17 protein-coding genes and 1 tRNA gene are annotated in these 21369 nt (G+C 39.7%); 11 read left to right on the top strand and 7 right to left on the bottom strand.

Annotated features, from left to right (window positions below):
• The first annotated feature begins 3 nt into the window (after positions 1-3).
• Genes B5Z18_RS19385 through B5Z18_RS19375 form a run of 3 tightly spaced genes read left to right on the top strand, consistent with a single transcriptional unit; the run spans position 4 to position 2821 of the window.
• Complete coding sequence (locus tag B5Z18_RS19385) at positions 4-1215, top strand: hypothetical protein (protein ID WP_079471148.1); 1212 nt, start codon at positions 4-6, stop codon at positions 1213-1215.
• Positions 1216-1235: 20 nt separating this feature from the next.
• Positions 1236-2117 carry a glycosyltransferase family 2 protein gene (locus tag B5Z18_RS19380; protein ID WP_159454362.1) on the top strand — a complete coding sequence of 294 codons (882 nt, stop codon included), beginning with the start codon at positions 1236-1238 and terminating at the stop codon, positions 2115-2117.
• A gap of 32 nt (positions 2118-2149) precedes the next feature.
• Positions 2150-2821 carry an HAD family hydrolase gene (locus B5Z18_RS19375; protein WP_079471146.1) on the top strand — a complete coding sequence of 224 codons (672 nt, stop codon included), beginning with the start codon at positions 2150-2152 and terminating at the stop codon, positions 2819-2821.
• Between the two features lie 851 nt (positions 2822-3672).
• On the opposite strand, the gene B5Z18_RS19365 is transcribed toward B5Z18_RS19375, so the two are convergent.
• Complete coding sequence (locus tag B5Z18_RS19365; RefSeq protein ID WP_079471144.1) at positions 3673-5427, bottom strand: DUF4838 domain-containing protein; 1755 nt, start codon at positions 5425-5427, stop codon at positions 3673-3675.
• 208 nt (positions 5428-5635) lie between these two features.
• Between B5Z18_RS19365 and B5Z18_RS19360 the strand changes: the two genes are divergently transcribed.
• The 7 genes from B5Z18_RS19360 to B5Z18_RS19330 all read left to right on the top strand — a co-directional run bounded on the left by B5Z18_RS19360 (position 5636) and on the right by B5Z18_RS19330 (position 14895).
• Positions 5636-6457, top strand: coding sequence for a glycosyltransferase (locus B5Z18_RS19360; protein WP_079471143.1), 822 nt, complete (start codon positions 5636-5638; stop codon positions 6455-6457).
• Between the two features lie 45 nt (positions 6458-6502).
• Positions 6503-7465: an NAD-dependent epimerase/dehydratase family protein gene (locus tag B5Z18_RS19355; RefSeq protein WP_079471142.1), complete on the top strand. Its 963-nt coding sequence runs from the start codon at positions 6503-6505 to the stop codon at positions 7463-7465.
• A gap of 40 nt (positions 7466-7505) precedes the next feature.
• Positions 7506-8618 carry a GDP-mannose 4,6-dehydratase gene (gene gmd, locus B5Z18_RS19350; protein ID WP_079471141.1) on the top strand — a complete coding sequence of 371 codons (1113 nt, stop codon included), beginning with the start codon at positions 7506-7508 and terminating at the stop codon, positions 8616-8618.
• A gap of 1 nt (position 8619) precedes the next feature.
• Complete coding sequence (fcl, locus tag B5Z18_RS19345) at positions 8620-9552, top strand: GDP-L-fucose synthase (RefSeq protein ID WP_079471140.1); 933 nt, start codon at positions 8620-8622, stop codon at positions 9550-9552.
• A 191-nt stretch (positions 9553-9743) separates the two neighbouring features.
• The gene (locus tag B5Z18_RS19340; RefSeq protein WP_079471139.1) at positions 9744-11330 is read left to right on the top strand and encodes a hypothetical protein; all 1587 of its coding nucleotides are present in this window, start codon (positions 9744-9746) and stop codon (positions 11328-11330) included.
• A 239-nt stretch (positions 11331-11569) separates the two neighbouring features.
• Positions 11570-13471, top strand: a complete 1902-nt coding sequence (locus B5Z18_RS19335; RefSeq protein WP_079471138.1) for an ABC-F family ATP-binding cassette domain-containing protein — start codon at positions 11570-11572, stop codon at positions 13469-13471.
• Positions 13472-13707: 236 nt separating this feature from the next.
• Positions 13708-14895: a sialidase family protein gene (locus B5Z18_RS19330; RefSeq protein WP_079471137.1), complete on the top strand. Its 1188-nt coding sequence runs from the start codon at positions 13708-13710 to the stop codon at positions 14893-14895.
• A 71-nt stretch (positions 14896-14966) separates the two neighbouring features.
• Here B5Z18_RS19330 and B5Z18_RS19325 read toward each other — a convergent pair whose 3' ends face one another.
• The 6 genes from B5Z18_RS19325 to B5Z18_RS19300 form a co-directional block, all read right to left on the bottom strand.
• Positions 14967-15584, bottom strand: coding sequence for an acetyltransferase (locus tag B5Z18_RS19325; RefSeq protein ID WP_079471136.1), 618 nt, complete (start codon positions 15582-15584; stop codon positions 14967-14969).
• Between the two features lie 20 nt (positions 15585-15604).
• Positions 15605-16789 (bottom strand): glycosyltransferase, encoded by a 1185-nt coding sequence (locus tag B5Z18_RS19320; protein WP_079471135.1) that lies wholly within the window; start codon positions 16787-16789, stop codon positions 15605-15607.
• Between the two features lie 4 nt (positions 16790-16793).
• On the bottom strand, positions 16794-17906 hold the full coding sequence (locus B5Z18_RS19315; RefSeq protein WP_079471134.1) for a DegT/DnrJ/EryC1/StrS family aminotransferase: 1113 nt from the start codon (positions 17904-17906) through the stop codon (positions 16794-16796).
• Between the two features lie 345 nt (positions 17907-18251).
• On the bottom strand, positions 18252-19658 hold the full coding sequence (locus B5Z18_RS19310) for a hypothetical protein (protein ID WP_079471133.1): 1407 nt from the start codon (positions 19656-19658) through the stop codon (positions 18252-18254).
• A 248-nt stretch (positions 19659-19906) separates the two neighbouring features.
• Positions 19907-19981 (bottom strand) — tRNA-Arg (locus B5Z18_RS19305).
• 49 nt (positions 19982-20030) lie between these two features.
• Positions 20031-20597: a MarC family protein gene (locus B5Z18_RS19300; RefSeq protein ID WP_079471132.1), complete on the bottom strand. Its 567-nt coding sequence runs from the start codon at positions 20595-20597 to the stop codon at positions 20031-20033.
• Positions 20598-20685: 88 nt separating this feature from the next.
• On the opposite strand from B5Z18_RS19300, the gene B5Z18_RS19295 reads away from it, so the two are divergent.
• Positions 20686-21270, top strand: a complete 585-nt coding sequence (locus B5Z18_RS19295; protein WP_079471760.1) for a helix-turn-helix domain-containing protein — start codon at positions 20686-20688, stop codon at positions 21268-21270.
• The last annotated feature ends 99 nt before the right edge of the window (positions 21271-21369 follow it).

Raw genomic sequence — 21369 nt, 5'->3', positions numbered from 1 at the left:
TTCATGAACACACCCGTTAAAAATATAAATCTGAAAAATTCTGCTCTACTTTTCTTTGCAGGAGTATTTTTCTTTTTTTTGACCAGGCAGGTTCCATTTAGTGGGTTTTCCATAATAATGAACCTCTTTTTATTATTAATTTATTTTGTATACTTTCTTCCAATAGTAAATAATATTTATCAAGGCCCCTCTTATTTTAGGATTCTACTTTTTTTGCTTACTGGTCTTTTGGTTTTTGATTTGTTTTACAGCATATGTTTAATGAACGATGTTGTCAAAAATATAAGGTTTTTTATACTTCTGATATTACTTATTTACTCTTTCTATCTAGTCCCTCCCGAAAGGTTATTAAAAATATTTATAGCGATAATGCTTTTGCAAGCAATAGTCATTATTCTTTTCTCAATTTATCTGAGCGTATTTTTTGACCTGACAAGCTATATGCCAATCAGGTTCTTTTTTCTGGAGAAAGAGTGGGGGGATGTATATACTTATAATGGATGGTTATTTATCGTTCAGATAAAGGGAAATGCCCTGCTTCCATTGACATTATTTATCACCTATTTTTATCCGATCAAGAGAAAATATCTTATACGGGGAATACTGCTGATTGCGTGTGTAGTAGCAGGGAATTTTGCATATGTGATTTCAATGGCTTTATTTTATATGGTGTATTTTTTACGTTCAGAAACTGCGAAGGAGCTTATAAGAAAAATAGTTCTGTTATTAATGACAGTTTTTGTTTTAAGCATACCTGTGTACACTTATTATGTAAAGCCTGTGCTTGAAGGAAAACAGGAAGGTTCATTGAGTACTCGTGCAGATCAAACTGCTTTGCTAATGGATGACCTGACACAAAATGCTGGTACTTTTTTGTTAGGAACCGGACTAGGGCATACCGTTGAAAGGGCCACATATGCAAGAGATTACAGGGGAGATGTATATTTTGAATTACAAGTGCTCTATGTTTTAAATCAGCTGGGAGTAATAGGATTTATACTTGTTTTTCTTTATGTAATTGTCCTGATGCCACTATATAAATTCCGTAATAAATGGTTACTATTCATTTATGTTTGTTATGTAATATACGCCTGCACCAATCCATATATTTTTGACTCTAATCAAATAGCCGTAATTTTAGTGCTTAACGCACTTCAGAATTTTTATGATCGTAACCCTTCTTTTCAAAAATGGTCGACTCTAGGAACAGCATAAGCAATGCTGGTATTGGGATTATGATTACCTATTATAATCCGGACTTGCTGCAAAGTGAATTGCAGCTGGAAGCTATTCATAAGCAGGAAAATATTACGCACATTTGTATTGTAGATAATTCTGCTGCAGAGTTGGCTATTTGGAACGATCGGTTAAGTGAGCAATGGCCGAAAGTTAAATATATTTCCTTAGGGGATAATAAAGGAATTGCTGTGGCTCAGAACACTGGGGCTTCATATCTATTTTCCAAAGTGGATAGTATCGTTTTTTTCGATCAGGATAGTTTACCTGCCGATAACATGGTGGCTTCCCTGGTAAAATCTTATGAACAAGTGTCTGCTATTGAAAAGTATAATATAGGCGGAATTGGTCCACGGGCAATTAATACCCAAACTGGGGTTGCATATAAAGCCAAGCTTAAAAAAGGCATTGCCGTTGCTGAAGGGATACAGGTTACAAAGCTTACAGAACTGATCAGTTCTGGCACCCTCATTAGAAAAGAGGTATGGGAGAAGACAGGTGGTATGGATGAAGCGCTGTTTATTGATGCTGTGGATCACGAATGGTGCTGGAGAGCCAGGGAGAAGGGAGGATATTCCTTTTTTATTGATGAAACAGCTCATTTATATCATGCGTTGGGAGAAGGTGACAAGAAAATACTAGGCATTAATTTTAAGGGAATTCCTAAGCCGGTGAGGTGTTATTATCTTTATAGGAATTACCTCCTTTTAGTCAGGCGTTCATATGTACCATTATATTGGAAGTTAATGAGTGGCTGCAAATTTTCTTTGAAGTTTTTTTTCTATCCTGTTTTTTTGGAGAACGGAAGAATGTATCTGAAATATATACTTAAAGGAATAAAGGACGGCGTGGCTGGTAAAGGTGGAAGGGTAGACTGGTGAAATATATCATCGTTTAAAATTAATATTGGGAAATGATCAGCGATAAGAGAATTGTTATATTTGATTTGTGTGGAACATTGTATGATTCTAATACCACAATGGATTTTATACGGGAGAAAGTATTCAGTGAGAAACGTCAGTACAGATTATTTAATAAGGTATCTCACTTTATCGGATGGAAAGTATTTAATAAGGTACTATACAAATTATTGGGGCTTGACCTGACAAGAGTGATTTTTGTCAGAAGTCTGAAGGGGTATGCAAGAACAGAATTAAACTTACTGGCGGAAGAGTTTATTAAAACCACCTTGTCGAATAAGGAAATTACAATAGCGCAGGAAATGCTCAGAAATGAGATGGCTCAGGAGAAGAGGGTTGCAATTGTTTCTGCGTCTATGGATTTCCTGGTACAGGCAATTGCAAAAGAGCTGGGAGTGAAGGAATATTATGCCACCACCTTGGACTTTGCCAGTGAAACGGGAATCTGTAATGGAAGAATCCTACACGATTTATTAGGAAATAAACTGGAGACCTGCAGGCTGCATAACCTGGATGTGAGTAAGGCTTTTGTTATTACTGATAATTTGAGCGATGCTGAACTGGTTAGTAAATCTTCTGAGGCGTTTATAGTTGCCAAGAAGAAGAATGAACTGTTCTGGACAAAATTCCCAACTGTAAAAGAAATATATGTTTTCGATAGATAAGGCTAAATTTTTTATTCCGGCTTTATATTTTTTTAGAACGAGAATTTCGTCTCCTGCTAAATTAATTTCCTGGATTATTATTTATATAGTGCCAACCGCTTATATTTCTTTTCACTATTTCCAGGAAATGGCCAATACACATTCGATTGTCGATTTTGTACTTATGTATCTACTACAGGTAGGTGCAATTTATAATTTTTATGAAGTTGGCTATATAGAAAATGATACGGAAACTATTAAAGGAGAATCGAATCCCACTATCAGGTTGAAGGATAAAGATTTTGTTTTTTATGAGAAGAATAAATTTTTAATCTATATATTCAGAATTTTATTTGGATGTCTTTTGTTGTGGAGCTTGGCTCTTTTTCACATGCCAATAATTAATTATTTTTTATTCGTGGGAGCTGTAATTGTCATACTGCCTATTTATCTTTTTTATAACAGGGTAAGAAGCCGGTTGACACTGCTACTGCATTTTTTACTAGTATGCATAAGATTTGCTTCATACCTGCTTTTGTATAAAGGATTTAACACTATTGGCCTTGTTGATGTAATATTTATATTGTTGGCGTTTCCTGTGATCAATTTGCTGGAAAGGGCCGCATTAAAGCGCTTTAATTTCAGACAATTGAGCTTTATTCTTTCTTCCCCATTTACACTGGATAAATTCCGGATGTATTACTATGCTATTTTTAGTTGTATTATACTAATAATTAGCTCTCTTAATAAGGAATATTTCTGGTTGCTCATACTTTTCGTCTATTATGCTTTGTACAGATCAGCTATTGTATTAAAACAAAAGGTGGCGAAAACTGCTTAGTTTCTGCCACCTTTTTATATTTTAAGCGATATCACTTTTTCATGAGTGATTTACTTTTTAAGGTCGACATCTTATTTTTCCAGTCGCTGTAAAATTGATAGAGAGGCAGGTTATTTTCATTGTGTACAAGCCGTTTAATACCGCATTGTTTTACAGATGTGAGGAAGCCTTCCAAATGCGTATTAAAGTTGTTATATTTTTGCGTATTATTAAAGAATTGGTCCGGGTCCTTGCTAGCCTCATCCAGATAGGCCTGAACGGCTGAATATTGTAATGGAATTCTTTCTTTTTGTACTCGCTTCAGATATACAGGTTGGTTTTTTACGCTGTTCATCGCAGCATCAAACAGGTCATCATAATTGTTAATCATGCTTTCTGTCAGCTTATTATTGCCCGTGAGTTGAGAGGATGTAAGTTGTATATAGCGTTTTAAAGAAGGTGCGGCATCTCCATAAAAGCCCTGCAGGAAGTCATCTATTACTGCATTATCGTCCAAATTTGGATCCCATGTTAATTTAGACAGAAGATAAGCTCTGAGCTCAGCAAATTCACCGTCTGGAAAAATATTTCCTTCTGCAAAATAACCTTTAATACCTTTATTTACAAAGTATTGCAGATTAGGTTTTAATATCAATAAATTAGGATGGATAGATTCAAGCGCCGAATAATCTATGACATAATCCCAGACAAAGATATTTTTGGTAAGTTTCTGCCAGCCATCAAATTGATTGTGCATTTCTGCATAGTCATCCCCCTGATAACTACTTACATAGTTCTTGGGCTGAGGGCAATACATGATATTTAAATTGGGGGCTAATTTCATATTCTGCGGTGGATTACGTGTATAGGAATATGCGAGTGCTGAAATATTTTCATTAGGAAAGTTCTGTGCAAGATTATTTGCCAGCGCGATTGTTGGTCCTCCAGGTGTTTTTGTGTTATTAATTACTGGCAGACATTTGTCGCACTCGCAATAAGAACCATTATCCTCCACTGAAACGGACCAATAGTTATATTGGGGTTGATTTTTAATTTTTGCATTTAGCCATCCAAGCAAAATATTATATACGTCTTTATTGGTAGGATCCAGTTGTAATGGCTGTCTTTTGCCTTTTACCAGGGAATAATATTCGGGATGAGTATTAAAATATTGCTTGGGTGGCATTATCTGAAAACCGGTGTGTGCAAATATGCCAAATAAAGAAGAATTAGTACTTCTTGCATGAATTAATTTATGCCAATCTGAATATGAGGAGTCCATTGCGCCTAGGTAAAAAACATCTCTTAAAATCAAAGTTGGTATTTCTGTGAGGTTAACAGCAGGGATAGTAAGACTGCTTCTTTTAGGGATTTTCATTACATCTGCCGTATACATTCTGCAACCGAAATATTTTTCCAGCAGTGTATATACGCCAAACAAGGGTCCCTTACCACTCCCCCCGGCTATAATGAGTTTTGTTCCTTTTGTAAGTATAGTGTATCCATCGGTTCCTAATTTTGATGTATTCACTTCGGGAGCCATTGATTTAATATAATCCCCTTGTCCAATTATAATCTGATTTTTTGCATTACCGTTATTCGTGATTGGAACGTCTATGCTTAGTGTTTTTTTTATATATTTTTGCAGTTCTTTTGCAGCTTTCGATGTAGGTTGTGTACTATTATCGGCAATAACAATGGCTGTTTGAGAAGCCGTTCTTTGGCTTAATACCAGCGACTGAGCGCATATTACATTCACTACCAGCAAGAGCGGGAGAGCAAAGAAGAGAAAATTTAATCTTTTCATATAACTTTCTTTTAATAACACTTATAAAAAACACCCGTTTAAATCGAATTATTGCATAATTTCGATTCCTATTATTAATTTGTAATTTATGAATAGTAGGTCTATACTAAAGCAGTTATAACAATTTACCGGCAGAAATGATGCCACGCTAAATTATATATTGAAAATTAATCTAATTTTAATCTTCCATAGTAAGTATAAATAATATATGTTTGAGTTTTCTGTCTTAATGCCTGTCTATATAAAAGAAAAACCTGCGTTTTTAGACCGTGCCTTAAAAAGTATATTAGAACAGACATTAATCCCTACGGAAATTGTAATAGTGGAGGATGGACCCCTTACCGATGAACTGTATACTGTTATAAACAAGTACAAATCTGATTATCCCGATAAATTGAATATTATCAAGCTGAAGGAAAATAAAGGCATGGGATATGCTATGGATACAGGTTTGCGTTACTGCAAATATGCATTTGTTGCCAGAATGGATTCCGACGATATAGCTAAACCAGACAGATTTGAAAAGCAGGCGATATTTTTACAAAAACATCTTGATATTGATCTGGTAGGGAGCTATATAGAGGAGTTTGCTGATGTTCCAGGCGATTTGAATAGATTCAGAAAGGTGCCTGTTCAACAAGAGGAAATCCGAGCGTTCGCCAAGTACCGTAACCCTGTCAATCATATGACAGTAATGATGAATAAGAAAAAAGCGCTTGACGCAGGCAGTTACTGGCATAAGCGAGTATTAGAGGATTATAATCTCTGGTATAAGATGTTGTTAAATGGATGTCGTTTTCATAATCTTCCTGAAACGCTCGTATACGCACGTGTAGGGAATAATAATATGGTAGGCAGGAGGCGGGGAATGGGATACATAAAAGAAGAGCTAAAATTTTTCCGCCTAATGGTAAAGGATAAATTTATTACCTCCAGGGAATTTTATCTGTATTCTGCAGCGAGAATAATACTGAAATTGTTACCCGTTTCTATGTTGAATTTTGTTTATACAAAGGTGTTAAGAAAATAGCTTCTGTTTTTATAACAGGATACAATTCGTAAAACTAAAGATTCTATGAGAGTTACAATTATTGGAGGCTCCGGATTTATTGGCTCTAATCTGATGAACAAATTAGAGGATGGTAATTATGATTTCACCAACCTTGATAAAGCAAAGTCATCTTTCTTTCCGGCGCAAACAGTCATTGCGGATGTAAGAGAGGTGCAATCACTTAAGAGTGGTCTTCAACCATGTGACTGGACGGTATTGCTGGCTGCAGAACATCGGGATGATGTTAGTCCTACTTCCTTGTATTATGATGTAAATGTAGCAGGAACAAGAAATGTGCTGAATGAGCTTGAAGAGAAAAATATCAATAGAATAATCTTCACAAGTTCTGTAGCGGTTTATGGTCTGAACAAGGAAAACCCCGATGAGTTGTTTGCAGCGGATCCATTTAACCATTACGGTAAAAGCAAATGGGAGGCAGAAGAGGTTTTAAGAGAATGGTTTAACAAAGATCCTCGGAACAGAACGCTTGTTATTATAAGACCTACTGTAGTTTTTGGGCCAGGTAACAGGGGGAATGTATATAATCTGCTTAAGCAGATAGCTTTCGGTAAATTTATGATGATTGGAAGCGGAAAGAACAAAAAGTCGATGGCATATGTGGAAAATGTTTCTTCCTTTATAAAATATTGTATAGACGAACAGCTCTCCGGGTATCACGTTTTTAACTATGCTGATAAACCAGATCTTAGTGTGAACGAATTGGTGACACAGGCGGGAATAACATTGAATAAAAGAATAGCTCCCCTGAGAATTCCATATGCTATTGGCTATAGTGGGGGAGTGTTTTTGGATATAGTAGCAAAGGTTTTAAATAAAAAATTTCCTATCAGTGCTGTGAGAGTGAAGAAATTTTGTGCTACTACTCAATTTTCAGCAGATAAGGTGAAGGACATAGGGTTTCAGCCTCCATATTCTTTATCTGAAGGTTTGGATGCAACAGTTAAGAATATTGTTAAGGAAAATTAATTTAAGATCATAGCCTACGCTTTTAATACAAAAACTAAAAATGAAGATTGCCCTTATTACCGGGATTACCGGTCAGGATGGTGCCTATCTGGCTCAGTTACTGCTGAAAAAAGGTTATGAAGTGCATGGCATTAAAAGGAGAAGTTCACTCTTTAACACTGATAGAATTGATCATTTATATCAGGATCCTCATGATAAGGATGTGAACCTCAAACTTCATTATGGAGACCTCTCAGATAGCACAAACCTGATCCGTATTATTCAGGAGGTACAGCCAGACGAAATATATAACCTTGGAGCTATGAGTCATGTTCAGGTTAGCTTCGAAGCACCTGAGTATACAGCTGATGTGGATGGTATCGGCACGCTAAGAATTCTGGAAGCAGTCAGATTATTGGGATTAACAAATAAAACAAGAATATATCAGGCTTCTACCTCGGAATTGTATGGCCTGGTACAGGAAGTCCCCCAATCTGAAAAAACACCCTTTTATCCACGTTCTCCATATGCAGTAGCTAAAATGTATGCCTATTGGATTACTGTCAACTACAGGGAAGCATATAATATGTTTGCCTGTAATGGAATTTTGTTCAACCATGAAAGTCCGCTTCGTGGTGAAACTTTTGTAACGAGAAAAATTACCCGTGCAGTCGCCAAGTTATCATTGGGTATGCAGGATAAGCTTTATATGGGTAACCTGGATGCGAAGCGTGACTGGGGACATGCAAAGGACTACGTGGAAGCCATGTGGCTCATATTGCAACAGGACAAACCGGAAGACTATGTAATTGCGACCGGCATTACGACTACTGTAAGAGAGTTTATCACAATGGCATTTGCAGAGGTTGGGATTGAAATAGTATTTAAAGGAGAAGGAGTAGAGGAGAAGGGATATGTGAAAAGTTGTGCACAGAAAGACGGCATACTGCAGGTTGGCCAGGAAATAGTTGCAATAGATCCACGATATTTCCGCCCTACAGAAGTGGAGCTGTTAATAGGAGATCCCACTAAGGCCAACATACAGCTCGGGTGGAAGCCTAAATACGATTTGCCTGCACTGGTGAAAGAAATGGTTGCCGCAGACCTTGAGCTTTTTCAGCGTGAAAAACTTCTAAAGGATGCAGGTTATAAAGTATTGAATCAATTTGAATAGCATGAATACGCAGGATAGAATATACGTTGCTGGTCACAGAGGGATGGTAGGTTCAGCTATTGTGAGGCGTTTGCAAAGAGATGGATTTAATAATATTATTGTCCGTACCTCCAAAGAATTGGATCTGCGTGATCAGTTAGCTGTAGCTGCATTTTTCAGGGAAACAAAACCTGATTATGTATTTCTTGCTGCAGCGAAAGTGGGCGGTATCATGGCCAACAACACCTATCGTGGGCAGTTCATCTATGAGAACCTGATGATTCAGAATAATGTTATTCATCATGCCCATTTGAATGATACTAAAAAGCTGATGTTTCTCGGATCATCTTGTATTTATCCTAAATTGGCCCCCCAGCCGCTTAAAGAGGAATATCTGCTCACTGGCCCGCTTGAACCAACGAATGAGCCCTATGCAATAGCAAAGATTGCCGGAATAGAAATGTGTGATGCCTACCGGGCGCAATATGGAAGCAATTTTATTTCTGTGATGCCTACTAACCTGTATGGTCCGAATGATAACTATGACTTAAATACTTCCCATGTGTTACCGGCGATGCTGCGTAAAATGCATGAAGCTAAAATCAATAATCATCCCGAAGTAACCGTCTGGGGAACGGGTACGCCTAAACGCGAGTTTCTCCATGCCGATGATATGGCGGATGCCTGTTTTTACCTCATGCAAAACTATAATGAAAAAGGGCTCGTAAATATTGGTGTAGGAGAAGATATAAGCATAGGCGATCTCGCACGGTTAATAAAGAAAATTGTTGGATTTGAAGGTGAGTTGGTATTTGATACCAGTAAGCCTGATGGCACACCAAGAAAGCTAATGGATGTAAGCAAATTGCATAGTTATGGCTGGAAAGCCAGTCTCAACCTTGAAGAGGGTATCATTAAAGTTTACGAAGAAGTAAAGAAGGAAAACTGGATATAATCATTCCGTACGCATTATTAGCCAGAAATTTCTAATTTTATACTAATCCCCATCTGTCACCTAAATTTATTGAAAACATTATCTTTGCGTTCTGACGAGCCAATTGTATTGTATTTGACTTTACAGAAACCTGTCAGGATGTTTGTGAAGCCTGATCCTGTGTACATTTTTAAGCAATCAAAAAACAATTAATGAAACATCTCGTTTGGATGGTAGCAGGTTTGTTACTATTTGGTGCAGCTAACGCGCAGGAAAAGTTGCCTGTCATTGTGCCTTATAACCCCCAGGATATCCGGGAGCTTTACCTGGATACGAGCAACCACCACACTGCGTTCAGGCCGATTCTGCATGAAGATACCAGTGCCATGTACACCAACCCGGATACGACTAAACGTAGCTGGTTCCACCGGAAGTTGTTTAACGAACACCTGCTGGAGTACCGAAACAAGGATTATAACGTTTTTATCGATTTCCTGCCGGATTTTCAGGTAGGCAAATCACAGGAGGGAAGCAGAACTACCTGGTTGAATACAAGAGGAGCCAGTATTCAGGCGAATATTGGCACAAAGTTTTATTTTGAATCTTACTTCTTCGAAAATCAGGGAAAATTTCCTTATTACCTCGACCAATACATCCGTAAGAACCAAATTGTGCCGGGCCAGGGAGGAATCAAAGATTATAGCGAAGGAAAGGCATTTGATTATAACTACGCGAGCGCGCTGTTAAGTTACACACCTAATAAGTACCTTAACATAACAGCAGGATACGGACAGAATTTTATAGGCGACGGCTACCGCTCCCTGATTCTGTCTGACATACAATTCAGCTATCCATACCTGAAGCTTACAGGAACTCTTGGTAACGTTCAGTATACGGCCATGTGGGCACAGTTTATGGATAAGCACAGCCAGAGCTTTGCTACTGCTTATGACGATTTGGGATACTATAAGAAATGGGGTGTATTTCATTTCCTGGACTGGAATGTAAGCAAACGCCTCACCATCGGCCTCTTTGATGCCGTGATCTGGCCGGACGCGGATTCCTCCGGCCGTAAGCGTGGATTTGACTGGAGCTACATGAATCCGATCATTTTCCTGCGCTCGGCTGAATTCTCGGAAGGCTCTTCTGACAATGCTTTGGTAGGTATGAATGCTAAGTTTAAGTTATTTCCCAAAACCACCATATATGGCCAGCTGGTATTGGACGAATTTAAGCTGAAAGAGGTATTTGGTGGCAAAGGTTGGTGGGCCAACAAACAATCCGCACAATTGGGCTTCAGGTCATTTGATTTATTTAAGGTAAATAAGCTCGACCTGCAAGGTGAATTCAACGTAGTTCGACCGTACACCTATTCTTACAAAAGCACATTGATTAATTATGAGCATTATAATCAGTCATTGGCTCATCCATTAGGAGCTAATTTTTGGGAGGTATTAGGTATTGCTACATATCGTATTAAGCGTTGGTATGGCCGCGGAGAGGTAATGTACTCAAAATATGGGGATGATCCCGATGCCCAAACCAACTATGGCCATGATATATCCAAGCCATATACTACACGACCAAATGATTATGGTAACTGGATCGGACAGGGGGTTAAAACCAATTTATTGTATGCGCAGGGAACTATTGCATATGTGCTTAACCCCAAGTACAATCTCCGGTTGGAAACCTCATTGGCGGCCAGAAGGGTGAGCAATGATATCGGCAGAAGCACCGACCTGATATTTAGTATAGGCCTGCGTAGTACCTTCCGCCAGTTTTACTACGACTTTTAATCAATAAAGAGGTTAAATATACACAAGCCCTTCCGCTTTCAGCGCAAGGGCTTTTTATTTTTCATCGCAAAGGGGGGAGGATAATAATGGACAAAGGGCCGAAATAACTGTTTGTCGAAAAAAATGTCAGGTACAGGAAACCCTGGTTATCCTATAATGAATATACGGAAAAAATCATAATATCAAATACATAATCCCTGTTCCCTTCCAGTGTTGCCGATAATTTATAACTTCGCACCATGCATTACGTTACAGTAGAAGGGCTTACCAAATCTTTTGGAACCAAACCATTATTCAGGGATATTTCTTTTCATATTGAAGAAGGAGATAAAATAGCGCTGGTGGCGCTTAACGGAACAGGAAAATCCACCCTGCTCCGCATTTTATGCGGAAAGGATGTGCCCGACAGTGGAAAAGTCTGGATCCATAAAGACGTAACCGTTGTAATGCTGGAGCAACAATCCGACTTTGATCTATCCAAAACCGTGATTGAAAACATCTTCAACCACAATAACCCGGTACTCAATGCCATCAAAGAATATGAGTTGCTTACCGAGGAGGGGCATGAACCGGATCTGGATAAGTTGACCGATTCCATCGCCAAAATGGACGAATTGAATGCATGGCACTTTGATACCAAAGTGAAACAAATATTAGGAAAACTTAATATACACAACCTGGATCAACCAGTTGGTTCCCTTTCGGGTGGCCAGCAGAAGAGAGTTGCGCTGGCCAAAGTATTGATTGAGATTGGCTTCGAGCATAAACACGTGTTGCTTATCATGGATGAGCCCACCAACCATCTGGACGTCTCTATGATTGAATGGCTGGAGAATTACCTGGATCAGGAAAAAGTAACCCTGCTCCTCGTTACGCACGATCGGTATTTCCTTGATAGCGTTTGTAACGAAGTGATGGAGCTCGACCAGGAACAGCTTTTTATTTACAAAGGAGATTATGAGAATTATCTCGAAAAGAAGGCTGCAAGGGAAGAAAGTGAAAAATCAAGTGTGGACAAAGCCCGTAATCTTTACCGCAAAGAACTGGAATGGATGCGTAAGCAGCCTAAAGCCCGTACCACCAAATCTAAATCCCGCCAGGATGCCTTCTATGAAGTGAAGGAGAAAGCCAGCACCAAAGTAGCAGATCAGCAATTGGAACTAAATGTGAAGATGACCCGACTGGGCGGAAAAATCCTGGAGTTAAAAAAAGTATATAAATCCTTTGGGAATCTGAAGATCCTGAAAGGAATGGATTATACCTTCAAGAAAGGAGAACGCGTAGGTATTGTTGGTAAAAATGGAGTAGGAAAATCTACGTTCCTCAATATGCTCTTAGGCACAGAGCAGCCTGATTCGGGAAAGATCAATATTGGAGAAACCATCGTGTTTGGTAATTACTCCCAAACTGGCCTGGTGGTAAAGGAAGATATGCGGGTGATAGAGTTTGTAAAGAATATTGCAGAGAACTTCCCATTGGCAGATGGTACCAAAGTAAGCGCCGCACAATTCCTGGAGCTATTTCTATTTCCGGCAGAAAAACAGTACACCTACATCTCAAAGCTGAGCGGTGGTGAGAAAAGAAGATTGCATCTGCTATCGATCTTATTTCGCAATCCTAACTTCCTGGTATTGGATGAGCCTACCAATGATCTCGATTTACCAACCCTCAGTATCCTGGAAAGTTTCTTACAGGAGTTTCAGGGCTGCGTGATCATCGTGAGCCATGACCGTTACTTTATGGATAAACTGGTAGAGCACCTGTTCGTTTTTGAAGGAGATGGAGAAATCCGCGATTATCCTGGTAACTACACACAATACCGGGAATGGCAGAAGGAAGAGGACAAGAAGAAGGCTATCGCCCCTAAAAAAGAAGTAACGACGCCCGTCGTAGTCACAGCGGCACCACTTGCAGAAAATAAAGGTCGCAAAATGTCTTTTAAAGAGAAGCGGGAACTGGAACTGTTGGAGAAAGAGATCGAACAACTGGAAACAGAAAAGAAGAAAATTGAAGCCTCCTTATCCAGTGGAGAATTGCCTTTTGATAAGATGGAACCACTGACACACCGGATTGGTGAAATTATCCAATTACTGGATGAGAAGGGCATGCGATGGCTAGAGCTCAGTGATATGACTTCATAAAGCTGAAGGAATATGATACGAATGCAGAAAATATCAATATTATTTTTGTAACCCTTAGAGGGGACAAGATGATTTTACGTTATTTATTTGAGGTTTAGCCAGAATTTCGATGGGGTAACACTCTGCTATAGATATATTTAGTCTTGGAGTGGCTTTAAGTTGTTAACCGCATTATAAAATTCAATCTAAATTAAAAATAATTTCTTTCGTTTAAAGAGTCTTTTACTTAACTATATATGAAAAAAGAAATTCTTTTTTTTGATGTGATATTCCTATGCTTATTACTCTCGTTCACTGGTTGTAAAAAAAATGATAATAACAGTAGTGTGTCACCAATTGTATCGATTGATCCATTGGATCTAGTTAAAGATCAGCCGGCGGCACGATTGCTATCCAATGTAACTCAGAACCCACTTTATACTCAAAGGCACTGGCAAGGGGTCCCCTCAATTGAAATTACTGAAAAAAAACATCTGGTTGTTGCATGGTATAGTGGTACTGCAGGTGAAGGCGCCGGTAATTATGTTACAGTAGCCGAAAGCCCAGATGGTGGTAAGACCTGGAGCAAAAATGCACTTATTGTTGCGCCGCCAGATAACGGTTATCGCGTATTTGACCCAGGATTATGGAAGGATGTTAACGGAGAAGTGCATCTCTTTTGGGCACAATCAAAAGGATGGTGGGACGGTAAAGGTGGTGTATGGACTAGTCTACTGGATTTCTCTACAGATAAAATTCAGTTTTCCAAACCCGAATCATTAACTAATGGTGTCATGATCAATAAGCCCATTTATAGCTATCAATCAAAAACAAAGATTCTAATGCCTGTTGCCCTTTGGCTTGAAAAACCAACACCCGTAAAGGCTTCAGGCGTATTTGTTGTAGCATCTGAATATGATGCAATAAAAAAGACGTTCAAAATTATATCACGTGCTTCAACAATACCATTGGATAATAACATAAGGGACTTTGATGAACCTCAGATTGTCGGATTAAAGAATGGTCAGTATCTCTGCCTTTTGCGAACAAAGAAAGGTATTTTCTATTCCAAAACCAGCGGTACTAATAAACAATGGAGTAAAGCTGCTTCTTTTACAGCAATCGAACCTACTGCTGATAGCCGATTTCATATTCAACGATTAAACTCAGGGAATTTGCTATTGATACTGAATGCTAGCAATGAAAGAGTAAATATGAGGGCTTTCCTGTCAACGGATGATGGGAAAACATGGCCACATAGCTTATTGATAGACGCTCGTTCCCATGTTTCTTATCCAGACGCATGTGAAGGGCCTGATAAAGAAATTTATGTTGTGTACGACCGTAATAGAAATAGTGATAAGGAAATAAATCTGGCCAGATTTAATGAAAGAGATTTCTTCGAAAGAGAATCAAAAGCAATACTTACCGTTATTGATAAGTAAATGATAAGTATGTAAAGTGATTAAATATTAGTCTTTCTTTATAAATGGTGTTTGATCTCTTTCAAAGAAAATTATTTTATCACTGCCGGCACTCCAACTACAGTAACATCATCCGGTACATTCTTCAGTACCAAACTGGCAGCGCCTACAATAGCGTTATTCCCAACTGTTTTGTTTTCCAGGATAGTGGCCTTTACTCCGATGAGGTTGGCATCTCCTACTTTTACAAAGCCTGATATGGATACACAGGGATTGAGTACGTTACAATTGCCAATCTCGGCATCATGTCCAACGGTAGTGGCTAAGTTGAAAATATTATAGGACCCTATTTTTATATCAGTTGTGAAAATGCAGTTGGCAGTTACAATATTCCCCCGGCCCCATGAAATATTGCTGAAATCCGCTACTACGGAGGGATGAATCAGGTTAGGAAAATCAAATTTCTCTCCGAAGATGTCTGTTAATTTTTTAATAATCCGAGGGTTTCCAATACCTACTGCGAGAGATACCCCCTGCAGCTTATGTAAGTCGTTTTCTCCGATGACATCCACCAACTGATGGCCTATCTTTATCTCCGGACCAGCTGTTATATCCACAAAGCCCCTAATATTGTATTGGCCAATCTGTGTAATTAAAAAATAGACTTCTCTTGCAAATCCTCCGGCGCCTAAAATATAGATGTCTTTCATCGGGTAAAATTAAAGGGTAATCAAATTGAATCAATAAGCGCTGAAAGTACATCTCCCAGTACGCTTATTCTTTGTGCTGTTTCTTCTTCCAGTTTATCAGCATCCAGCTGCCAATGGCTGCTTTTATGTTGTTCCAGCACCGCTTTCATCTTATCTGCCAGGTCTGCATGATTATTTACCTGGAAAAAAGTTACCAGCGGATCATTTATTTCTCTATTAATATCTATATCGGATATAATAGCTGGCTTTGAAAAGGCAATAGCGTCGTAAGTAGCGCCGCCGCCAGGTCCGCCCTCAAACAGGGTGGGCTGTATCAGTGCTACTGAATGCAATAATAGCTGGATCTGATCCGGCTTTGAGATATACCCCAGGAAAAATACTTTGTCCTCAATTCCTAAATCCCGAATCTCTTTTTTCAGCGAATCAAAATAATCAGCGCGTCTGGAATCACCGGTGTCACCTGTACATACAATAGCCACCCGTTCATTTGATATGGAATGTAAAATTTGCAGGGCGCGGAAAGCCGTAATATGCGACTTATGTATCCAGAACTGATTGGAGATTATAAAATACTTATCGGGTAAGGCATATCTATTCTTTATCTCCGTAAAATTACTGCTGAGTAATTGCCTGTTGAATAAAGGTGTAAAAGGAAGATTAGTGACCTTGGCAGTACTATCCGGGTAAAATTTTTCAATATCTTTTTTTACTGCGTATGAGTTTACAATCACATTTTTGGCAGTGTGTACTGTGTTGCCAAATTGTATTTGCCGGTGTTTAATTTCTTCGGGAGTGAAAAATTGTGTAAGATATTCATGCTGGAAATCGTAGATATAGCCTACCCAGGGAATATCAATATCCGGATTTACTACTTCTATGCAGGGAATGAGCAGGTCGATATGATGTCGTTTTACTGCTTTCTTTAGACTTTTTTTATAGGAAACACTTACCGCTTCGGGGCTAAATTCCCTGAATAAATTCCGTTGATCGCTGAATTGCCGGGGAGTATTTTTATTTGCTGTTAAGCTGAAACGTGACAGGCTTCTTTTTATCTTATCCTTAAAAGTCAGACGGTCAGGTAATAGTACAATAACCTCATATTTTTTTGTGGAAAGAATGCCCCGGATGATCATCCTGAGAAAATCAATTCCGCCTCCCCATCCGATAAAGCCTGCGGCATGTATGCCTATTTTTCTTTTCTGCATAACCTCAGACAGTCTCCCTGTTTTTATAATAATTAAGAATGAGATGGGTGATGTATGTGATCTCTTCAAAAGTTAGCTCAGGGAAGCTCGGAAGATTAATACCTCTCCAGCCTAAGTCTTCAGCTACGATATGTCTTTCATATTTACCCGAATACATAGGCATGGTATGGGCGGGATAGAAGAGTGGTCTTGTTTCAACGCCTGCTTTTTTAAGAACATCCCGTACCTCATCGCGTTCATCGGCGTTCTTCACCAGGATGGAACACATCCAATAGGAATGAAACGTATTTTCAGTTTCTGCATGAAAAGTAACACTGGAGCCTTTAAAGGCGTTTTGGTATGCTTTTGCAATCTCTCTCTTTTTAGCGATGATTTCTTCTACCTTTGATAGTTGTGCCACTCCGATAGCCGCACAGATGTTTGTCATGCGGTAATTATAGCCGATCACATCATGCCAGTACTCCCGGTGCTTTGCCAGCCCCTGGCCTTTGAAATGCACCATACGGTCGTATAGGGTTTGGTCGTTTGTTACTACCATGCCGCCTTCGCCTGTAGTAATTGTTTTATTGCCAAAGAAGCTGAAGGTGGAGATATCGCCAAAGGTGCCGGCATATTTGTTTTTGTATTTGCTTCCAATGGCCTCTGCGCAGTCTTCTATCAGGAAAAGGTCATGTTCTTTACAGATAGCCGCCAGGGTATCCATTTCACAGGGGTGTCCGTATAAATGAACCGCAATGACTGCCTTGGTTTTGCTGGTGATCTTTTTCTTCACGTCTGCAGGGCTGATCTGCCACGTTTCCGCCACTGAATCAACAAAAACGGGTGTGGCGCCTGTATAGGCGATAGCGTTTACAGATGCGATATAGGTTAAAGTAGGTACTATCACCTCATCTCCGCTGCCAATACCCAATGCCACCAACGCGAGGTGCAGGGCAACTGTGCCGTTGCAAACAGCAGCTGCATGATCCATACCTAAATAATCGGCAAACCCTCTTTCAAATTCGGTAATAAACTTTCCTTTGGATGAAATCCATGTAGAGTCTAAACACTCCAATACATTTTTCTTTTCCAGTTCTCCTAAAGAAGGTCTGTAGACAGGTATTTTATAATTATTCATGGATAATAATTATCAAGATGAATGATTTTAACGGAAGCAGTTGTTTTATTATGGATTTCCACGGCTTAAGGAGTATATGTATTTACTTTTAAAAGTCCGGAAAATCGCTTGCAAAGCTAAACATTAACATACAAATAAACTCTTTCTCTATTATAAAAAGCACTTTATTGAATATATTTTTTGATTATGTGTAGCTGTCTGATTGGCGGTTACCAGGAGCCTGATTTTTGAGAATCGGGCGTTGGGATATTTAAGATTTTCCGTTATCGAAAGGATTGTAAAAATAAAGTACCGGCAATCCTGGAGTGTGCCGGTACTTTACAGATTAATGGTATGTCCTTGTGACTAGGGATGAATGGAGAGTTTTTCCTGTTGTTTCTTCCACTCTTCCAATGCAGTGATCTTCTTATTCTGTTCAATCAGGTATAGCGTTAACTCCTCCACTTTCGCCAGTAATTTTTTATTCATTTCTCCCACGTCAATACCTTCTTTTTCTACTTCTGCTGCAGAAGGAATACCCTCCAGGTGTTGGTTGGAGCGCACATAGGCTTCTACCTCGGCTAAAGAAGGAAGTTGATAGTTTTTATGGAATACATAGTCTGCCCAGCCGGTTTGGGTTACTTTTACCCGTTGTGCGGTGATGGTGCCTTTCACGGAAAGTTCAGACTGGGGAGTTAAGGTTCCGATACCAACGCCTGCATCGGTAATGATGAGCGTTTTTTGATTAGTAGCCGTGGTACCTCCGGAAAGCAGCACAGGTAGGTATTTTGTTGCTCCGGGTGTCCGGTCAAAACCAATAAATGCTGCACGTCCGGCAGATATCCCTATTTCTGCAGCAGGGCCGGTTCCGTTGGCTGTATACCAGCCTTTAAATCTGCCTTGCCCTTCCCAGTCGGTGGCTCCCATACCATCAATTCTGCCGATTTGAGTAGTGCCACCGTAAAATTTAAAGCCTTGAGCATTTGAAGCTGAAGCGATACCAAACCACATATGATTAGTTTCCATACCGACGTCCCAGCCGGAGGTAGTAGCATTCAATGGGGCATTCCACAAAATAACCTTACTGCCAATGCTCCTAGTGGTAAAAGAAGGTCCGGCCAAACCCACTGCGTTGAAGCTTATATTATTAGAAGTAGCATTTGACATCAGGAAGGTACCGGTTGTATTTTGTACCTGTGCACTGGCTACCTGGAAGGCTCCTCCGCCGGTTTTGGGGTTCAGATTAATATTGCCATTATCACTGACAAGATAGATATCCTTATTAGCGCCACTCCCCATGCCCACATATCCATCCCTGGTGATATTATCGCTTTGCATGAATTGCAGATAGGATTGGTTAGCAGCGGTACCAGTACCCTGTATTTTAGATGCATTAGCAGCTGTAAGATTATTAACAATAACGTTACCGGTTGCCCTTTCTATGGCGAGCCCGGTCCCTAAGAATGCACCGGTATTTGAATACCGGAATATTCTGAAATCGGCGCCTGCATTGGAAGCTCCCTCCAACCCAATAAAAGCCTGGGTCCATCTGAGATTAGCGGGGGTATTGCCGTCGCCGGTAAACATATGGAAGTGGGACATTCCGGTAGCACTTGTACCTGCCGTTGTTTTCAGCGTGTTCGATTGTGCTGTTCCCGAAATGTAAAAATTTGATGAAGGTTGCAGTGTGGTTTGATTGTTAATATAGGTTTGCGCCTTACCTCCGGATACTATTGCTGTTAGCAATAACAGCAATGATAATGTTCTTTTCATAGATTTAAATCAGGGATGGGTTAATTATTAAATCAGGTTACAGTTTATTTATATAAGACTTCAGTTAACATAGATGCCTACTTAATCTCTATTTCTTTTTTCCAGTCTTTCAGTTAGTCTATAGCGAAATTAAGGTACAGAATCATTAAAATTTGCCAGGGTCAAAAAGGCGAGTTAATAAACAATCTATCATAATCATTAACTCGCCCAATTCCAGCTTTACTGAAATTGGGCGAATTAATATTCTTTGGTAGCCTCGTCAAGAATCGAACTTGAATCTGGAGCTTCGGAAACTCTTATACTATCCATTGTACTACGAGGCCATAAAACTCGCGCAAATCTACATTTTCTAATGTACAATCCCAAATTGCATTAAAGATTGATATTACTTTTAAAGATTTTTACTGCAATAGCCAGCAGGATCACCCCGAAAAATTTGCGGAGCACCATCAGCCCGGCCTTGCCCAGCATGCGTTCTATGTAATTCAGACTGCGGAGTACCAGGTATATGATCACCAGGTTCAGGCAGATACCGGCCAGTATATTATACTGCCCGAAGTTAGCTTTCAGCGACATGATGGTGGTCAGCGTACCGGAGCCGGCTATCAGCGGAAAGGCGATGGGTACCACGCTGCCGGCCTTGGCATCAGGGTCTGTTTTAAAGAACTCCAGTCCCAGGATCATTTCCAGCCCGATTACAAATATTACGATAGAACCCGCTACCGCAAAGGAATGTACGTCTACGCTCAGCAATTTAAGGAACGGTTCTCCCACCAGCAGGAACAAAATCATCAGGAAACCCGAAGCCAGCGTGGCTTTGCCGGCATCTATGTGGCCAAGCTTTTCTTTCAGGGATACCAGTACCGGGATAGAGCCAACAATATCAATAACCGCAAATAATGTAAAGGTAATGGCCAGAATTTGGTCGATGCTGAACATGAATGCTATTTTGTGTAAATATAGGGAGAATGATGAACGTTTTTATCCTGGCCGCTTTCTGCTTATATTTGTTTTAACTACAATTAATATGACAGAGGATATCATCATACAGATCAGTAATAAGATCAAGGAAAAGAGAAAGGCGAAAGGAATTACCATCCAGGAGCTGGCCGACAGGGCTGAGGTGAGTAAAGGGCTGATATCCCAGATAGAGAATAACAGAACGGTACCCTCCCTGCTGGTACTCATCAATATTATCAAGGCCCTCCGGCTGGATATGAACGAGTTCTTTAATGAAATCGATCAGCAAACCCAGAGCGCGAAGGTCATCATCAAACAAAAAGCCGCCTACCAGGAGTTTGAAAAAGAGCCTGCCAAAGGATTTATATATAAACGGGTGCTCACTAAAAATGTAAAGAATTTCCCGGTGGATATCGTTTTGCTGGAGTTGAAAAAGGGCGCCCACCGCTCCCAGACAGTAAAAACAGATGCCTACGAGTACAAATACATTATCAAAGGCACCGTTGAGTACCTCATTGATAACGAAAAATATGTGCTGGAAGAAGGCGACTCCCTCTTCTTCGACGGCCGCCTCGGACATAAACCCCGCAACATAGGCCCGGATAATGCACAGATCCTGGTCGTATATTTCTTCCTCGACAACGATAAATAAGGATTACAAATACTTAACATTAAATTTAGTATAGGTTAACATTCCGGTCACATAGGATTCTAAACTTTGCATGTAAATAATTTACCCAAACCTACTTTT

This window comes from Chitinophaga ginsengisegetis (genome assembly GCF_900168065.1).
In the GTDB taxonomy this organism is placed as follows: Bacteria; Bacteroidota; Bacteroidia; order Chitinophagales; family Chitinophagaceae; genus Chitinophaga; species Chitinophaga ginsengisegetis.
The sequence above is the reverse complement of the archived record's forward strand: the minus strand, read 5'-3'. Positions and strand labels throughout refer to the sequence as shown.